Origin of the sequence: Enterobacter soli (assembly GCF_964208575.1) — a bacterium.
Lineage (GTDB): Bacteria > Pseudomonadota > Gammaproteobacteria > Enterobacterales > Enterobacteriaceae > Enterobacter > Enterobacter soli_A.
This window is the reverse complement of the sequence record NZ_CAXOFU010000012.1, coordinates 135,355-153,326: the sequence shown is the minus strand read 5'-3', so window position 1 is coordinate 153,326 and position 17,972 is coordinate 135,355. Positions and strand designations below refer to the sequence as shown.

General features: G+C 63.3%; 14 protein-coding genes. 1 reads left to right on the top strand and 13 read right to left on the bottom strand.

The features are described 5' to 3' along the window. Positions 1-200: 200 nt before the first annotated feature. Entirely contained in the window at positions 201-980 is a 780-nt protein-coding gene (locus AB6V08_RS14240; RefSeq protein ID WP_368543505.1) for a hypothetical protein, read from the top strand. 42 nt (positions 981-1,022) lie between these two features. Here the strand turns inward: AB6V08_RS14240 and AB6V08_RS14235 are convergent, their stop codons facing one another. From AB6V08_RS14235 to tssE, 13 genes are read right to left on the bottom strand one after another with little or no spacing between them, the layout of a single operon-like run. Then, on the bottom strand, positions 1,023-1,502 hold the full coding sequence (locus AB6V08_RS14235; RefSeq protein WP_368543504.1) for an Hcp family type VI secretion system effector: 480 nt from the start codon (positions 1,500-1,502) through the stop codon (positions 1,023-1,025). Positions 1,503-1,514: 12 nt separating this feature from the next. Then, complete coding sequence (locus AB6V08_RS14230; RefSeq protein WP_368543503.1) at positions 1,515-2,618, bottom strand: type VI secretion system ImpA family N-terminal domain-containing protein; 1,104 nt, start codon at positions 2,616-2,618, stop codon at positions 1,515-1,517. A gap of 10 nt (positions 2,619-2,628) precedes the next feature. Next, a complete protein-coding gene (gene tssM, locus AB6V08_RS14225; RefSeq protein ID WP_368543502.1) occupies positions 2,629-6,153 on the bottom strand; it encodes a type VI secretion system membrane subunit TssM in 3,525 nt (1,174 codons plus the stop codon). A gap of 12 nt (positions 6,154-6,165) precedes the next feature. Further along, positions 6,166-7,503, bottom strand: a complete 1,338-nt coding sequence (gene tssA / locus AB6V08_RS14220; protein WP_368543501.1) for a type VI secretion system protein TssA — start codon at positions 7,501-7,503, stop codon at positions 6,166-6,168. A gap of 4 nt (positions 7,504-7,507) precedes the next feature. Continuing rightward, on the bottom strand, positions 7,508-8,185 hold the full coding sequence (gene vasI, locus AB6V08_RS14215; protein WP_368543500.1) for a type VI secretion system-associated protein VasI: 678 nt from the start codon (positions 8,183-8,185) through the stop codon (positions 7,508-7,510). Next, positions 8,182-10,794, bottom strand: a complete 2,613-nt coding sequence (gene tssH / locus AB6V08_RS14210; protein ID WP_368543499.1) for a type VI secretion system ATPase TssH — start codon at positions 10,792-10,794, stop codon at positions 8,182-8,184. The genes vasI and tssH overlap by 4 nt, the downstream gene beginning before the upstream one ends. Before the next feature lie 9 nt (positions 10,795-10,803). Further along, entirely contained in the window at positions 10,804-11,559 is a 756-nt protein-coding gene (icmH, locus tag AB6V08_RS14205) for a type IVB secretion system protein IcmH/DotU (protein WP_368543498.1), read from the bottom strand. Positions 11,560-11,563: 4 nt separating this feature from the next. After that, entirely contained in the window at positions 11,564-12,907 is a 1,344-nt protein-coding gene (tssK, locus tag AB6V08_RS14200; RefSeq protein ID WP_368543497.1) for a type VI secretion system baseplate subunit TssK, read from the bottom strand. Between the two features lie 2 nt (positions 12,908-12,909). Next, entirely contained in the window at positions 12,910-13,434 is a 525-nt protein-coding gene (gene tssJ / locus AB6V08_RS14195) for a type VI secretion system lipoprotein TssJ (RefSeq protein WP_368543496.1), read from the bottom strand. Further along, positions 13,431-14,726 carry a type VI secretion system-associated FHA domain protein TagH gene (tagH, locus tag AB6V08_RS14190; protein ID WP_368543495.1) on the bottom strand — a complete coding sequence of 432 codons (1,296 nt, stop codon included), beginning with the start codon at positions 14,724-14,726 and terminating at the stop codon, positions 13,431-13,433. Before tagH ends, tssJ begins: the two co-directional genes overlap by 4 nt. 4 nt (positions 14,727-14,730) lie before the next feature. Next, positions 14,731-15,765 (bottom strand): type VI secretion system baseplate subunit TssG, encoded by a 1,035-nt coding sequence (tssG, locus tag AB6V08_RS14185; protein ID WP_368543494.1) that lies wholly within the window; start codon positions 15,763-15,765, stop codon positions 14,731-14,733. Continuing rightward, entirely contained in the window at positions 15,732-17,546 is a 1,815-nt protein-coding gene (gene tssF / locus AB6V08_RS14180; protein ID WP_368543493.1) for a type VI secretion system baseplate subunit TssF, read from the bottom strand. Before tssF ends, tssG begins: the two co-directional genes overlap by 34 nt. A gap of 4 nt (positions 17,547-17,550) precedes the next feature. Further along, positions 17,551-17,970 carry a type VI secretion system baseplate subunit TssE gene (tssE, locus tag AB6V08_RS14175; protein ID WP_368543492.1) on the bottom strand — a complete coding sequence of 140 codons (420 nt, stop codon included), beginning with the start codon at positions 17,968-17,970 and terminating at the stop codon, positions 17,551-17,553. Between the last annotated feature and the right edge of the window lie 2 nt (positions 17,971-17,972).

Genomic DNA, 17,972 nt, shown 5'->3' with positions numbered 1-17,972 from the left:
GTCGCTGTCAGTGATTATCCTTATGTAAAATCTCTATCGCTTCTTTAAAGAAAATCACCTGTCCCCCATTTCATACCGGGGTTCTGACAACCCATCCCACCCAATTGCTATGTTTCCGGAGTTATTGGCATCTTCATTTGTTACCCTACGTCCCCGCATGGGAAAATTGCCCTATCAGCAATTACACAAACCTCTACCCCATGAAAAAAACAGCTCACACGACAATATTACTTTCCCTCGCCGCCCTGTTTTTCCTTAATGGATGCACTAACTCCCCCATAGACGACAAAAAGAAAGGCGTTACCCGCGCGGAACATCACCCCCGCCCCTCTCTCTCCGCGCAGCTCACCGATAAAGATATTTTCGGCAACGAAACCACGCTTGCCGTATCCGAAGACGATATTCAGGCAGCGCTGGAGAGCGACGAATTTCGCGTACCGGTAAATTCGCCGGTTATTCTGGTGCAGTCCGGCAACCGGGCGCCGGACGTATTAATGCAGCAGGAGATGAGTAAATATTATACCGTCGCCACCTTCTCCGGCATTCCGGACAGGCAAAAGCCCCTGAGCTGTAATAAGAATAAAGATGACGAGCAGGAAAGCGGCGCTGCGGAGAATATGAACTGGATGCAGGCGCTGCGTTACGTCGCGGCAAAAGGCCATCAGAAGGCGATTATTGTTTATCACGATACCCTACAGGCGGGTAAATATAATGGCGCGACCAAAAGCGTTATCTGGTCAGATTATAAAAATGAAAAACTCACCGACGGCACATCGCTGCGTTATCTGGTGCGTTTTACGCTGGTCGACGTGGCAACGGGTGAATGGGCCACCTGGTCGCCCGTCAATCATGAGTATAAAGTGCTTTCACCGCTTGCAGATATCCAGCCAGCTTCAGATACCACTGAAGAGCATATTTCTGAGCTTAAGCAAAAAAGCTATGCGGCAATGGTCAAAGACCTGGTGAATCGCTATCAGTAATAAACGCAGTCTACCGCCAGTCATTTACGGCGGTAGTCATCGTTAAAAGATCCGCTCGTTCCACAGGCTGAACGCGCTGGTTCCCGCCACGCAGTGATCCTGCGTAATGCTCTCATAGCTGAAGGAAATGGCCTCTTCCGGCTGCCCCTTGCTGTCCTGAATGGTATGGGGCACCTGTAAACTGATGCGCGAAATTCGGGCGTTGATCAGTTTAATCTTGTAGTACACCTCGTTAATACCAAAGCGGTTAGTGCGATAAAACTCAAACTCGCAAAGCAGACACTCATTTTCATTGATCGCTTTGCTTAATAAGGGGGTGGATTTATCCACCGGCTTGGTAATATCCAGCGTCTGATGATTGACGTTCTGCGCCCGGCTCAGGCCGTGCGTCAGGCTGGTGACCATAATCTGATCCAGATGGGATATCTGCGCCTTATTGCCGATGGACGCCAGCGACGAACACCCGGCGGAAATCAGTCCCTGCGACTGGCCGTTAAGCGTCAGATAAACAACATTTGCCATAGTAATACTCCTTTATTCATTCCCTGTTTCACCGCCCGGGGCATCCGGCTGCGGGTTCTGCGTCAGCAACTGCCAGCGGCTGACAACGCCATCCAGCCGTTCGTTAATCTGGTTTTCCAGCATCCCGGTGCTTTGCCCGGCGGCGCGCGCCCGCTGGTACTGCGTGAGCAGATACTCCAGCGGGATTTCCTGATTCAGCGTGCGCTCGGCCTGATAAATCACGGTCTTGATATACGAGAGCGTGAAGCCGGATTTCGCCTTTTCACGCTCCACCAGCAGCTCCGCGAAAGCGCGAAGGTCGTCCCGCGTCTGCTGCCAGCCGAGCATCTGCGGGCTGTTTGCCGCCCGCGCCTGCAGGGTGGCAATCCGCTGCGCCGGGGTCTCCTGCGGGAGGGGAAAGGCCCGCCCCCACCAGACGGCCGCCGCCACGGCCGCCACGCAGAGCGCCCCGATAGCCACGCCGATCGACATCCGCCCCGGTTTGACACGCCGAGCAGGCGGCTCAGGAATACTCACCGGCTCGGCGCCATCCGGCATATAGACCAGGGTGCGCACCGGCGCGTTTGCCGCCTCCGCTGCCGCGCTCAACGCGGGCGGCGGCTCAACGCGTTTACGCGTGTTCTGCACAAAATAGAGCAGATTTTCGACTCGCGGCGTCCGCTTCAGCCCGGCCTGCTGGAGCGTGTCGCAGATCGCCTGCAGCGCCCGCTCTACGCGGTAAAGCAGCGGCAAATCGGCCTTCGAAAAGGAGAGCTGCTGGCGCAGGATGTTGCCGGTCCGGGCGTTGAACCAGTCGAGCATTTCCGTTCGCGCCTGCGGCTCCTGCGGCCAAAAGTTATCCCACTCCCGGCCAATCAGCGCGGCCATCAGCTCCACGCCTTCGCAAAATCCCGCCAGCCCCTGGGTGCGGGTTCGGCCGAGCGTGTAATAGGTGGCGGTATGCAGATCCACCCCGTTGCTGGCGAAAATGCGCAGCGCCAGCGCTTCAACCAGCTTCCAGTCCATCGCCGGCTGGGCGGGATGGCTGGCTTTGTTAATTTCATCGCGCATGGCGCTGAACTCCGGCAGGCCGCGCGGATCCTGCCCGGTGACGATAGTCTGGACATCCCTGCTCATATAAATATCCTCAATACAACGTTTCCGGCAGCCGGAACTGGCTGAACAGTCCGCCCGCAAACGGGTTGTCCTGCGCATCCGTGTGAACCCGGTAGGTCATGGCGCCGCCGTCTACGCTGAAGCGGGCGGTAAAGCTGCCCTCCTGCACGCTGGTCAGCTGTCCGGCACCGAACAGGCGGAACTGCGCCCACGGGCCGTTAAAGGTGATGCTGCGCGGCGCCCTGCCGTTCGCGCCAATCAGCGTCAGCTTGCTTTCGTTGCCTTCGCGCATGTTGTTCGGCCATACCAGATGCGCCGTGTAGTTGCGTCCCTGGGCGTAATCCACCAGCTGACCGTCAAGGTTCAGCACGCTGCGCCGCTTGTTGCCCGACAGCGACACGGTTTCCACCGCAAACTGCGTGCCCAGCCCGTTCTGGTGGCTAAAGAAGATGTCGCGGATGTTCTGCGCCACCTCAATTTGCCTGAGCACGTCCTCGCGGATCGCCACGCTGTCCTCGCCGTTCATCCCCTGACCGTTTCCCACAAACAGCTTCAGGTTCTGCTGGTAAAACGTATCCAGCACCCCGTCCGGCTTGAAGAAGCGCTCGAAGACGTCCAGCGAGGCATCCTCTTTCGCGTGCGGGTTAAACGGATATTTATCCGCCAGCTGGCTGTTAAAGGTGTTCACCACGTTGTCGCGCCAGTCCAGCTCCATATAGTGAACCGCTTCAATCATCACCACGTGCCAGGCCTGATCCGCCAGCTTGCCGACCCAGCGGTTAAGCGGCGCAGGCAGGGTTTTCGCCATCTGCCGGGTGGTGAAAATCGGGTCGCTGCTGTTCTGGTCAAGCCGCAGCTGCACCGCTTTCAGGGCCGATTTCCCGGTCACCGGAGCATTCTGGATCGCCAGCAGATAGCGGTGCAGCTCGGTCAGCTGGTGATACACCGCCTGCAGGGTGCTGCCCTTGTCTTTCTGCTCCTCGAGGGAGCCGTTTTCCGGGGCAAACTCGTGCCCCAGGCGATTCAGCAGCCGCCAGTCGGGCTCGCTTTGCGCCTCGGCGCGCTCTTTATCGCTGAGCTTTTCCGACAGCACCGGAGGTCGGGTGTTGTCGCGCAGCGCGGTCAGCACGCGCTGGAACGGCTGCTCGCCGCTGACGATCTGCTCCAGCGCCCCGGTCAGCGCCGTCAGGGAGTCAAACTCCCGCACGTTCAGGTTGTCCATCCCCGCCCGCCAGGTGGCGGTGTAGTCGCTGAGGTACTGCTCGGTCAGCTGACGCTGGATCTCGGTGCGGTCGGCGTCGCTGTAGGAGACGTTGCGCGTCAGGGCCAGCACCCAGGAGTCCATGGCGGTGAGCGCCACCAGCTCGTCGCGCTGCTTCACAAAGTAGCTTTGCAGGCCGTAGCGGGTCAGGAACTGGTGGATAACCAGCCGATTATCGTCAGCCGACACAAACACCCGATCGAATGTCGGCCCGGTCAGATCGCGCAGGCTGAGATCCGCCGGCAGCACGCCCAGCGCGCGGGTTTTCAGGCTCTGGTAAACGCGCTGATACACCGGCAGCTTGCTCAGATCTTTTTGCGCCGCCGCCACCGGACGGTCGTACGGCGTCCAGAGATGGATCGCATCCGCGTCGCCCTGCTGCCGCTTTCCGTACCAGTCCGTGTGCCGCAGGGCGTAGTCGAGATGGGACATCAGCTGCGTCTGCACGCCCTGCTTGCCGTGATACTGTTCGCTCCAGCGCTTAGCCATAAACTGCTTCACCACCTCGGGGTTGCGCCCGCTTTTGTCTTCCAGCATCCGCACCACGCGCAGAATGGCGAGCCGCTCTTCCGATTCCGGCGGCGCATTGTTGAGATCTTTAATCAGGCCGTTAAACAGCGCGGGCAGGTAGCGCTGCTCCAGCAGGTGCAGATACGTCTGCTCCACGTAAGGCCCCACGCGACGCCCCTGATACAGCCCCATATCCGCAATCCAGCTCTTGTCGCCCCAGTCGCCATAGGCCAGGGTCGCGTCGCGCACCGGGTTCAGCAGCGGCAGCTGGAGCAGGCCGGACTCATCAATGCCCTGCGGCGGCGGAACGTCCATGAACGATTTCGCCTGAGCGAGCACCTTCAGCCCGGCGCGATAGTTCGCGTTGTAACCGTGGTGCCAGCCGCCGATAAGCAGCAGCGCCGCCACCGCCCCACAGCCGCAGAAGATCGTGCGGCGGCGGCGCGCCACCGCCAGCCACAGGCGGTTCTCGCCCGCCGCGTTCGGCTCGGCAAGCAGCACCTGCGGGAACAGGCTGCGGGAAAAATAGGGCACCGAATCCACCAGCGGCCAGGCGCTCAGCGAGCCGCTTTCCAGGCCATACTGACGCGCGGCGGACTGGGTGAACATGTCGTCCATCTGCCCGCGCTGCAGGGACGAGGTGAGGTACACCCCGCGCAGCATCACGTCCTGGTTTTCGCCGTCGAGCAGCGCATTCAGCAGCGAGGCGATAACCTCTCCGGCCCCCTGCATCTGCCGGGAAAAGCTGAACGCCGCGCCGCGCGCCGCGGCGGACTGGCTCAGCATCTGGTCTGCCAGCGCCTGGTTCATCTGCCCTCCCCACGCCTGCCAGAACGCCTCCAGCTCGAGGCGCCAGTCATCGTTTTCATGAGCCTGACGGGTAAAGGTCACGCCGAGAACGCGGTCGCGCTCGCGCCTGTCCAGCGCGCGGAACCAGGCGGCAAATCCGGTAAGCAGATCCAGCCGGGTCAGCACAACGTAGACCGGCAGCCGGGTATGCAGGGTCTGGCGCATCTCCTGCAGGCGGCTGCGCAGCGTCTGCACCATCTGCTCCTGGCGATGCTTATCGGCAACCAGAATATCGGGCAGATCCAGCGTCAGGATCAGCCCGTTCAGCGGCTGGCGGGTGCGTTTTTGCAGCAGCCAGCCGAGCCAGTGCTCTCGCAGGCGGCGGTGCAGCACGTCCCCCTCCCCGGTTTCGGTCAGCGCGCCGTCGATGTCGAAAATCACCGCCTGTTTTCCCACGTAGGGGGTGATGTACACCTTCTGCTCCGCGCCGCGCAGGGCGTCCGGGGTATAAATCACGTCAGCCGGGAACCCTTCGCGCAGCAGCGCGGTTTTGCCGCTGCCCGCCGGGCCGATCGCCGCATACCACGGCAACTGCCAGAGATAATGGCGTGAATCCAGATGGCGCTGTAGGCGCAGCAGCCAGCGGTCGAGGTAGCGCTGCTGGCGGTTAACGGCAATCGCCAGCGGATCCTGCTCTTCCTGACGCTGCTGCTTTTGCTGTTTTTCCATCACCTGCAGGCGCTTGATCACCCGGACGGTCAGCCAGACGAGCGCCAGCAGCCCCCAGACGGTGGTGGCCAGCCAGCGGTTCGCCAGCGGCTTTAGCCACTGATGGTCGTACAGGGTCCACGCCGGGCCTTTCCACCAGATCCACACCAGCAGAACAATCCATGCCAGCGCCAGCAGCCAGGCCGCGGACACCTTAAGCCGGGGCATGGCGGGTTTGAGCATGGCGCTCAGCCCGCTGAACATCCGGGGGGTAGGTATTTTGAACACAAACGCTCCTTGTTATTTTCTGACCCGATCTTCCAGCTGCTGCAACAGCTCTGGCTCCCACTCCGCCAGCGCGACGTGCCGGGCAGACTGGTAGAGGGTGTGATAGTGCTGACGGGCAAGGGCTGCCATGCCGGAGGCGTCCAGCAGCTGCGCCGTCAGGTATTCCCGGTAAAACCGCGCGCGCGGGTTGCCCTCGGGCTGCTGTTCCAGCCACGCGAGCGTCGCCTCCAGCCCCTGCTCCTGATGGCGCTGCCAGACCTGCTGCGCCACGTCCGACGCCGCCGCGGCGGCAGGCTCATCGCTCAGCCACTGCCGGGTGGTCTCGCTGGCAAACGGGGTGCGATCGGTAAACAGCAGTTCGACCAGCCCGGGCAGACGCGCGAGAAACCCGCGCGCTTCGTCGCGGATAGCCTGGGCCACCTCGCGGTATCCCAGGCTTTGGGCGATGCGCGCCGAAAGATGATGCCCGTCGAGCCAGTACGGCGCCCGCAGCAGGCTTTGCTCCACCTCCTGCCATAGCGCCATATCCGCGCGGGCGAAGCGCGCCTCGTAGTCCGCGACCCTGTCCGCAGACACCGCCGCGAGCGGCGTGCGACCGTCGCTTTCCGCCAGCGGCGCGCTGGTGATGCCCTGCCACAGCGCATGGCGGCGCAGGCGATACCCCTGCCCCTGGGCGGGATGGCGTTCGCACAGAATGGAGGCCACCTTCAGCAGCGTGTCGCGCCAGGCCTTTTCGTCATGGCTGTCGACGGAGACCGTCGGCGCGGCCTGAACCGCAACGGCGGGCGCAGGTGCGGCGGTGACGCTTTCCGGCGGCGGCGCGGCGTCGCGAAACGCCCGCTGGCAGAGGGCGGAAAGCGCGTCCACGGCACTCGCCAGCGCCGGTTCCCCAGCCTCCTGCCAGCACACCGCCAGCTTCGCCAGCGCTCCGGAAAGGTCGTCGCGCAGCGCCGGGGCGACGGTCGCGATCCCCGGCTCAAAGCGCTTAAGGATCTGGCTGGCAAAGCGGGTTTTATTCGCCGCGCTTTGCGGCCAGGCCGCGCCCCAGTAATGGCTCACGTACTGCGCCAGCATCTGCACCGCCAGCAGGTGATCCCCCGCGTGTTGCAGGGTGCGCAGCAGGTGCGACACCAGGCGAAAATCCTTGCTTTCAGAGGCCAGCAGCCGAAGCCCCCGGCGCTGCAGCTCCGGCAGGTCAAGCTGGGCATGATTGAGCGAGCCGAGCTTGACGATTTCGCCGTCAACGTACTCCCACTCCGGGTTGTCATCGCCGAGCCTGCTCGCCAGCTTGTCCTCCGGCAGGGTTTCCAGCAGCGCTGAAAGCCAGGCCGCCGGGTTTTGTCTGTCCATAGCGTTACTCTCCCGCCCAGTGGCAGGCTTCTCGCAGCGGCGCGAGGGTTTGCGCCAGCCCGTCGATGTTAAAGGTGAATTTTCCCGCGTCGCTCCCCGTCCCGGTATCGACCGTCAGGGTTTTAGCGCCGAACAGCTGCTTGATCTCGTCGATGCCCGACAGCCCCCGGCTGGACTCCAGCAGCGCGCCGTTCTCGCGCACGAACCAGCGGGTGCGTAGCTGGCGTTTTTCCGTGCTCAGCACCACCGCGACGTCGTGCTCTTCCCGCGGCGAGTTCAGCGCCATCTGCATCCGGGTGATGTTGTCGACGCAGCTGAACATCAGCACCGGGCGCGGCGGCAGGCTGCCGATGGCGGGCGCGGTGACGATCACCATCGGGCGCTCGCCGTCGGTGCGCGTCAGCCGCAGCCCTGTGGAGTTATCCGCGCGCTGCTTCTCCTGCGCCAGCGCGCGGGTCCAGGCTTCGCCGTCGTAGCGCGCCTTCACCAGCGCCCCGGCAAAGCCTCTGGCCTTCACCGGGGTCAGGATCTGGTCGTAACAGTCCAGACGCTCCAGCGGCGCGGGTGTCTCCCGGCACGCCTGCATGGCGTCAAGCCGCGTCCGGGCGTCCGGGAGATCGGCGGCATACGCCGCAGAAACGCCGGTCAGCAAAGGGAGCAGCCAGCGGGCGCAAAGTCTCATACCGCCTCGCCTTCCTCTGTCAGCCGATCTTCCACGTCGGCGATAAACGCCCCGTCCCGCGCGTCGAGGGTGATGCGGGCAACGGCGATATTCGCCGCCATTTTCTGCAGCAGCAGCAGTGAGAGCGGGGGCAGCATTTCGCCGTCGATAACGGACTCCAGCATGCGCGCGCCGTTCTCCGCCCGGGTGACGCGCTGCATGATTTCGTCGCTCACGCCCGGCGCAATCACCACGTCCGCGCCGAAGCGGGTGCGCAGCACGCCGTCCAGCCGCGCCAGTTTTGCGGCAATGATGGTGGCGAGCGTGTCCCGCGACAGCGGCAGGTACGGCACCACCTCCATACGCGCCAGCAGCGCCGGCTTGAAGAAGTCCGCCAGCACCGGCCAGAGCGCGTCGTGCAGCGCCGACGGGTTATCCGCATGGTCGACAATCACCTGATAGCCGAGGTTGGAGGTAAGGAAGAACAGAATATTTTTGCAGTCGATCAGCCGCCCTTCCCCGTCAGCCATCTCGCCCTTGTCGAACGCCTGGTAGAAGAGGTTCAGCACGTCCGGATGGGCCTTTTCCACCTCGTCGAGCAGCACCACGGAATAGGGTTTCTGGCGGATGGCCTCGGTCAGCACGCCGCCCTCCCCGTAGCCGACGTAGCCCGGCGGGGAGCCGATCAGGCGCGAAACGGTATGTTTCTCCTGGAACTCGGACATATTGATGGTGGTGAGATACTGCCGCCCGCCGTAGAGCAGCTCCGCCAACTGGAGCACGGTTTCCGTTTTCCCCACGCCGCTAGGCCCCGCCAGCAGAAACGCGCCGAGCGGACGCCCCGGTCGTCGCAGATCCGCCCGCGCCGTCAGCAGGTGTTTGTGCAGGTGCGCAATCGCCAGCGGCTGGCCTTTGATGGTTTCGCCCAGCCACTGCGGAAGATCGGTGATGACCGACATTTCGCTCTGGGACAGTCGGTTGAGGGGCACCCCGGTCCATTCGGCGATCACCGCCGCAATCTGCGTGCTGTCCACGTGCGGGGACACCAGCAGCTGGTTTTGATGCAGCGCCTCCAGCTCCGCGCCCAGCGCGGCGAGGCGTGCGGACGCGTCCTGCGGGGCGTCGTCCTCTGCCAGCAGCGCCTGGCGCAGGGCGATAATCTCCTGCACCAATGTCTGCTGGTGCTGCCACGCCGCCTCCAGCGCGCGCAGCCCGGCCTGCGCCTCGTCATGCTGCGCCTGAAGCTCATCCCGCCGCCCGCCGTCGGTGCGCAGGCCAATGCGCAGCTCCCGCTCAAGCTGACGGATCTCCGCGGCAAGCTGGTGGCACTGCGTGGTCAGGGCCGAAACCTGCCTCGGCGGCGAGGAGAGGTTTATCGCCACCCGCGCGCAGGCGGTATCCAGCACGTCGATGGCCTTGTCCGGCAGCTGGCGACCGGAAAGATAGCGGTCGCTCAGGCCTGCCGCGGCCTGCAGCGCATCGTCGTCGATCAGCACCCCGTGGGCCTGCTCATACACCGCCGCCAGCCCGCGCAGAATCACCGTCGCCTCGGCCACCGTCGGCTCGCTCACCTTCACCAGCTGGAAGCGGCGGGACAAGGCCGCGTCTTTTTCAAAGTACTTTTTGTACTCGCTCCAGGTGGTGGCGGCGATGGTTTTCAGCTCACCGCGCGCCAGGGCAGGCTTCAGCAGGTTCGAGATATCAAGCCCGCCCTGCGGGTTGCCCGCGCCGATGAGCGTATGGGCCTCGTCAATAAACAGGATCACCGGCACCGGGGAGTGCGTAACGTCGGACATCAGCCCCTTAAACCGCTTCTCGAACTCGCCCTTCACCGACGCCCCGGCCTGCAATGCCCCGAGATCGAGCATCATGATGTCGGTATTTTTCAGCTTGTCCGGCACCTGTCCGGCGACGATGCGCAGCGCCAGCCCTTCGATCAGGGCGCTTTTACCCACCCCGGCCTCCCCCACCACCACCGGGTTGTTTTTGCGGCGGCGGCAGAGGATGTCGATCATCAGGTCGATCTCCGGATCCCGGCACAGCACCGGATCGAGCCTGCCGCTGCGCGCCTCTTCGGTCATGTTTTTGGCGTAGCGGGCCAGCAGGTTGTCGTCGGCACGCGCCGACGCAGGCTCGCCGTCGCTGAGTACGACCGACTCTGCCGACTCGCGCGTCCAGTCGGCGAAGTCCTGCTGCAGGCGATCGCGGTTAATGCCGGTCAGCAGGCGGGCCGCCGCGGGGGGCACGTAGCGCGAAACGGAATGCAGCAGGGCCAGCAGCAGAATGCCGCCGCGCAGCTCGCTGGACTGCATTTCCGCCGAGGCCAGCAGCCAGCCGTCGCGCAGCCAGTCCACCAGCAGCGGGGAAAAGGCCGGGTAGCTGTCGCTGTGGCGCAGGGTCGCGTAATGCTCCACCGTCAGCGCCTGCTCCAGCTCGGCGACGCCGATGTCGGCTTTCTCAATAATGACGCGCAGATCGCTGCGCGGAATGGCGAGCATCTGCAGCAGCACGTGGCTAACGGTGATTTCCGTGGCCTGCTGGCTCATGCAGGCGGTGGCCGCCATTTCCAGCGACTGGCGGGAAAACGCGTTCAGCCGTTTTACCAGCGTGGAGATCTCAATCTGAATCATTCGGTGTCCTTACCGGGCAAGCAGCCGGTTTAACTGGTGAAGAATGTCCTGGGTCTGCGCGTCCAGACGCAGCAGGTAAAACAGATACACCAGCGCCAGAACGACGGTGCCGCCCAGCAGGATCTGTTTGATGGTCAGGCGTTTTATCAATCGGTAGCGCCCGCCCGCCGTTTTCTGGTTCTGGTGCAGCAGCGGGAACGGCGCGTCGCCGCGCAGCCCGTGCAGGACGTGGTGCAGGCGGCGGTAAATCTGCTCGAACTCGTCCTGCCCCTGGTTCGCCACCTTGTAGCGTCCGCGAAAGCCGAGCGAGAAGCAGAGGTATAAAAATTCCAGCAAATCCCGGTAGCGCGTCGGCTCGCGCATCAGGCGCTCCAGCAGGATAAAGACCTTCTCTCCGCCCCAGGATTCGCTGTGGAAGTGAACCAGCAGCGACTGCTTAATCCACTCGTTTTTGTTCGACCAGCCGTTGCCGAGCGCCGCCTCATCAATAAAGGTGCAGAGGATGTAGCGGAACGACACGATGACGCCCGGCTCGTAGCCCTGCTCCTGCAACAGCTGCTCGACGGCCTGCACGTCGGTCACCACCTGGGCAAACAGGTGCTCCGGCATCGTCTGGCTGTTCATGCCCGACAGGCGCATCACCATGCCCAGCAGCGGCGTGGCGGCGTCGATCATCGGGTTGAGGCTGTTGCCGCGCAGCGTCAGACGATACTGACGGCCGGACGAGACGCCGTCGGCGCTCCCCGGGTGAACATGCTCGCTCATTGCCTTACCCTCTTATCGCCCACAGCTGCATATCCAGCTCCGGGAAGGTGCCGGAGATGTGCATCGCCAGCGCCCCTGCCTTCACCACGTCCTGCCAGGCGGCCGTGCCTTTTTCCAGTTCGAAATAGACGTAGCCGTCGTGATACGGCAGCTGGCGAGGCGCCGCCGGCAGCGCGCGCAGCGGAATGCCCGGCACCTGCACGCTGACCATGTTGCGGATTTTGTCCGTCGCGGCGATTTTCGACTGCTGGGTGAACTGCAGGATCAGCTGGCTGTGCGGCATTCGCGCGCGAACCGCCAGCACGAACGCTCCGGACTGCAGCAGCCCGGCGTCGTTGACCGTCGCCAGATAGACCCCTTCGCTGAAGATCAGCGGCAGGTTCTGGGCGCGCGGCTGCAGCACGATATTCAGCGCCCGACGCAGCTCCGGAATCAGCGTTTTGAACGATCGTGTCAGGTTGCGGTGGTCGTAAGGCTCGACCTCGCAGGGCAGACGGCTGTTCTCGGTGAAGGTCATCAGCTCGCCCAGCAGGCGCACCAGATCCAGATAGAAGCTTTCCGGGTGCAGGGTGTGCAGGCGCGCGCGGTGCGAGAAATGCATCTGGCTGCGGTTCAGCAGCTGGAGCATCATAAATTCGGCGACGTCCGCGATCCCGCTCTGCTCCGGCGAGCCGATGCGCTTCGCCAGATCGGTGGCGCGGGTGGCGATCATCCCCTGAACGTCGCCGACAAAGCGGTTCAGCACCGGGCTGACGCGCAGCGTCTGGCAGGTGGGGATAAACTCGTCGTCCAGCACCAGCGCGCCGCCGGGCTGATAGCTGCGGATCCGGCACAGGGGCAGCACCACCATCGCGCTGAGATCGTCCGCCCCGCTGACAATTTTCAGCGCCAGCTGGCCCAGGGTCAGCGACTGCACGTCCCCCTCGTCGGTGTGGACGTCGCGCACGTCGGTGCGGGTCGCGCTGTAGCGCTCCGAACTTTGTCCCGCGCTGCGCAGCCCCTGCACTTCGCTGATGTTGTGGACGGCTACGGGCAGCGCCAGGTAGATATCGCGGCTTTCCGGCGTGGTGAGCTCGCGCGGCTGAAACGGCAGCGGGAGCAGATCCTGGTCGGGAATGCGGAACAGGGTGCCGTCCGGCATACAGCCCGCGGCGCGGTCAATCATCACCTTGCCCTGCGCCAGCAGCTCGATATTCAGCGACAGCGCCGTGAATCCCCAGGCAAAATCCCCCAGCGCCTCCAGCCGTTCGCACAGCATGGCGTCGTTATGGCGCTGCTGCTGCTGAAAGTGCTGCGGCAGGGCAAACATGCCCTCCTGCCAGAGCACCCGGTTTTTCATAGTGGCCATCGTCAGTTGTCCTCTGTTTTCAATTCAATTCCGTTCTGTCGCACGTGGACCAGCAGGCGATAGTTGTGCCCGCCGCCCTCCACGGGCTCCAGCTGTTTCCATTCGCTGGCCTGGTCGTCGGAGAAGTAGGCGACGACGCCGATAAACCGCGTTTTTGCCTCCAGCTTGACCGCAGGCAGGGTTTTCAGGGTGTCCGGCAGCAGGGTGAAATCCTGATGGTCGAGATAGTTTTTCCCCAGCGCCTCCGGCAGCGGCGTGGTCGCCAGCAGGTCGTAATCCGCCGCCAGCAGCTTCGAGTCGTCGCTCAGGTAGATCAGCTGCACGTCGACGGGCGCGGCCTCCCCCTCGCCGTTGAGGTTGGCGTCCGGCTCGGTGAGCAGGGTGACGGTCAGCTCCGAGGGCTGATCCTTGCGGTCCCCGACCTGAATGCCGGGATCGGCAATGACCTGGCCTATTTTCTTGCTCATCTCACAGCCGCCCAACGCGCTCGCCAGCACCACCACCAGCATGGCGAAAACCCGTGTCATGCTTCCGGCTCCCGCTGCTTTTCGCGCAGCACCCGGTCGTACACCTGGGCGTACACCTCGTTAAACAGCATGGCGAAACCCTGCTGGCGGTCCGAGGACAGCTCATCGTAATAGTGGCGATACATGCTCCAGGCCCCGGCGTCGTCCAGCTCGCGACGCAGTTCGTGGCTGCGCCGGTACTGCACGAAGCGGCGCAGCAGGCTCTGGGGCGAGAACGCGTCCAGCATCCCCCCCAGCGCCTCGGCGATTGCCGCGCGGTTGGCCTCTTCGTGGTGGCGAATGTTGCGCAGGCTTTCGCGAATGGCCGCAGGCGCGGCGAGATGCACCGGGCTTTTGCCGTCGGCAAACATCACCCCCAGCGCGGTGGCGTAGTCCAGGCCGAGGCGCAGCGGGTTATCCTCCAGCGGGCGCAGATGTTTGTCCGACAGGCTGTTCTGGCTGTGCTGCAAATCCAGCAGCCCTTTAATAGCGGCCTGCAGGGCGCGCCCGGTCTCCTCCAGAAACGCGTCGGCGTCGTCGGAGGTGTGGACGACGAGGGAACTGCCCAGCCCGCGCAGCAGCGGCGACAGCGCCAGATGTTTAGGCGCCATCGCCGACGGGGAAAATTCGTCCTCATCCCGCGGGTCGGCATACACCGGCGGCAGATCCATAAAGGCGACGTCGATCCCGCCGTTGGCCTTGAGATCGGACAGCGGTACGGTGCGTTGCCCGTAGTCCGCGTCGGCGGCCACGGTCGTCAGGTTTTCGCTTTGCAGCACCTGAAGCGGATCGGAGGAGAAGGCGTTCACCACCGTGGCGTTCAGCTGGTGGCGCATCTGCATTCCCGGATATTCCGGCTGCCCGTCGGTGGAAATCAGCGCGTCCACCAGACCGTCGCGCTGGGTGACGATGCTTTCCGGCGTCGCCATCTGCTCGTCGTAGCTGACGCGTTTGCCCTCATGCAGGAACACTTTCAGCGCCAGCGCGCCGAGGCTGATTTCATCCCCCTGACGCAGGCGCACCAGCCCGGCATCCATTGAGACCGGCGCGAGGTTAATCATCAGCCCGGGCATCAGGCTGCGCAGGCAAAAGGCCCCGTCGTGACGCACGATGGCGCAGGCGCGCCCGGCAATCGACCCGGCGCGATCCTGCAGCGGCCAGTGGCAGCCTTCCGCATGGCCTATTTCACCGCCGTTGTCGGAAAAGAGGCATCGCGCGGCGCGTCCGCTTTCCAGCTCGTTGCCATTCATCACCTGTAAGGTCAGTGATACCTTGCCGCGTTGATGGTGTTCCGCAACCCCAGACTGCTCCATAAAATTACTCCCTGATGTGGAGGGTGACGTAAGGCGGCGTCTGCGGCTGACCGATAAACGCGGTGCGCCCCAGACGGGTATTCGTGCTATCTCCCAGCTGCATTCCCATCGCCTGCGAAGGCGCGAGGCACAGCTGTAAATCCCAGGCAAACTGGTCGCGCAGCAGAAACGAGATGAACATCTGCAGCGCCTGATGGTGTTCGCCGTCGGGTAGAAACGACAGGTAGCGATCCATCGACAGATTGCCTATCCGCAGCAGAAACTTGCCGCTGCGATCCGGCACCCGCGCCCCGAGGGTAAAGTTGACGCCCAGCACGGAGCGCCCGGCCACATGCCCGGCGGTACGCGTCTTCGGGTAGCGCTCTCCCAGTCGGTTTTGCTGCGACGGCGCGATGGCAACCTTGCGAAATTGCCAGCTCTCCACCGTGACGTCCGGCAGATCGAAACAGTGGGAAACCAGGTTGCATACCACGTCCGGCGCGCGCCCCGGCGTCGCCAGCACGCTCGCATAGGCCAGCATTTTGCTGTGGTTGATGGCGAGCTTGTTGCGCACCGCCGGGTTGCCCAGCCCCACCAGGGCGTACATGCGCTGGGAAAACCGGTCCGTGCCGCCGTTACGAAAGCAGACGTGATAGCGGTACTTGCGCCAGGCGTGGTATGCAAACTGCGTCCAGCGGTGGCTGAACAGATCGAGAAAAGCCTTCATCCCCTCTTCGTGCTGTGCCGACTCCCGCGCCATGCGGTCGAGGTAGTAGCCCGGCAGCGGCGACTGGCTGCCGGAAAAGCCAAGAAACCGGGTGGTCAGCGTGAACTGTCCGCGCACGTCCCGCGTCAACGAGGCCAAATCGCTTCCCGGAAAGGCGATGCTGGCGTCGGCGTTGAACAGCACCACTTCTTTCCCCGGCTCGGTGCGCAGGGAAGGCTCCTGGCCCGGCCCGCCGTGGCGGCGATACAGCGACTCCAGCAGCACATAGAAATTGATGCCCCGCACGTCAGTCGGGTGCGCTACATCAGGTCGTGCTGACCGTTGTTCTGCCATTCCCAGGCCTCCTGACTTTCCGTGTTAATGATTTTCAGACAGTGAAACGAGTTGATGCTGGCGTACAGCGAGAAAAACTGCGACAGCACCGTTCCCAGCAGATACACCTCCCCTTCGCAGACGAACGGCGCCGGATCGATACACAGCGTGGTGGCCAGCCCCCTGATCGGCACGCCCTTAAACAGGCGATCCACCGGCCGGGTCTCCATGCTCCTGATGGCGTCCAGCTTTTGCCGGGAAAGCCGCGCCTGCTGCGGGTGATGAATGCCCGGCAGATCGAAGGTGCGCAGGATCTGCACCAGCACGTCCCGGTCCAGCAGCGAGAGATAGTTCAGGTTCATGCTGGAGATCAGCGACCAGTGCATGTCCCCGTCGGTTACCGGATAGAGCGGCCGCGTCGGGCGCGTGATGTTGCTGAACGAGGCGACCGCCGGGTTTTTCCCGATCGCCACGCAGATATCCCCGGCGTGAAGCTGCTCGGGCAGCATCCGGTTGGTGCAGACCAGCGAAGCGGTGATGACCTCCCCTTTCATCCGGGAGGCTTCCGGCACCTCGCCATCGGCGTGCACAAAGGCAATCGCGTGGTCAAGCCCCCGGTGGAACAGGGACGTTTTGGTGCGGTGGTGCCAGTAAACGACTTCGCGCTGGCGGCTGTATTCAATCTGATGATTGAAGCTTTCAAACTCCGGCCAGTCGCGCAGCGTATTCCCGGAGGCGGCGGTCTTGCTGGACACGGACTTGACGCGGAAAATGTCGTAGGCCTCCGGCTGCTGATGGCTGGCGCGCAGCGGATACTGCGCGGCGCTGCCGTCCGGCCTGACCGGCTCCGCATGGTGAACAAACAGATTCACCGCGGGCGTACAGTGCAGGCGCAGCGAACTGCGGCGCAGCTTGATGTCCTCGGGCAGCGGCTGGTTAAAGCGCAGGCGCAGCGTGAAGGCACCGCCAGGGAAGTCCTCCGGCAGCGGCGCGACGTCCCGCAGGTGAAAGAAAAAGAACCCTTCCGGGTAGCAGAAATACTCCTGCAGCACACGGTAGCCGTTGTGAACGTTCTTCGGCCACGGCAGCAGCGCGTCGTCGCGGGCAAATCCGCCCGCCTTCAGCCACAAGTTCGGCAGCGGAATGCAGCGCTCACTGGTCACCAGTTCGGCATCCATCAACCGTTCACTGAACCAGAGATAGAGCTGATGCCGGGTGTAATCGTCGTCATTCCCGAGCCAGAAGGTGATTTTATTCAGATCCAGCGCGCCGGGAGACACGCCCGCATCGATGACGAAATCCACGTCGATGATGCCCTCTTTGAGGGTGCTGTTGTTGTGCACATCCACAAGCCGCAGCGGCTGCAGCCAGGTATTGCGCGCCAGGGTGAAGTGGCAGGTAGGCACACCGTCCCCTGCCCCGTAGGTTAACGCGCCTCTGTGCACTGACGCGCCGGAGGCATTCGGGCGGGTCGTGATGAGCTCATCGCGTAAAACCTGAACCGGCGCTTTCAGCGTATTTTCAGGCGTGTGTTCAATCACCGTCATGGCCGGGACCGGGCGCAGATAGTTAGGCCACAGCATGCGGATAATGCCGTGGGTAAACTCGGGAAACTCATCCTCCAGCTTTTGCCGCAGGCCGCCGGAGAGAAAGGCGAACGCCTCCAGCAGACGCTCAACGTCCGGATCGCCCTCTTTCTCCGCCAGAAAACGGGCCAGGTAGGGCTTTTCCTGCGCCAGCAGTTTTCCCAGCTGGCGCAGATAGTCCAGCTCTTCGCGATAATAACGTTCTTCAAAAGCCATTCTGTTACTCAACCCGATAGCGCTGGTGGTTCTCCAGCAGGATGTCAAACTCGAGGACATCTGCGGCGTGGGTGAAATTCACCTGCGCCACAATGTGAAAACGCAGCTCCATAGGGGCGTAGCCCTGCGCGCTGGCGGCGGTGACATCCACCTGGGCGATCCGCGGCTCGTAGCGCAGGATGCAGTCGCGAATGCCGCGCCCAATCTCCTTGCGAAAATCGCTGGAGGAGAGCGCGTCGTCGTTCAAATCGTCGATCCCAAGCTCCGGTGAGCCATAGCAGCTGCCGGAACGGGTATTGAGGATGTTGTGCAGGTTGTGCCGGATGGACGACAGCAGCGCCGTCTTCGACGCGCGGCGCGGCGACGTCTGCGCCGCGTCGCCGATACGCTCGAACAAACTTCCCCTGATACGCCGTTCCGTCATCG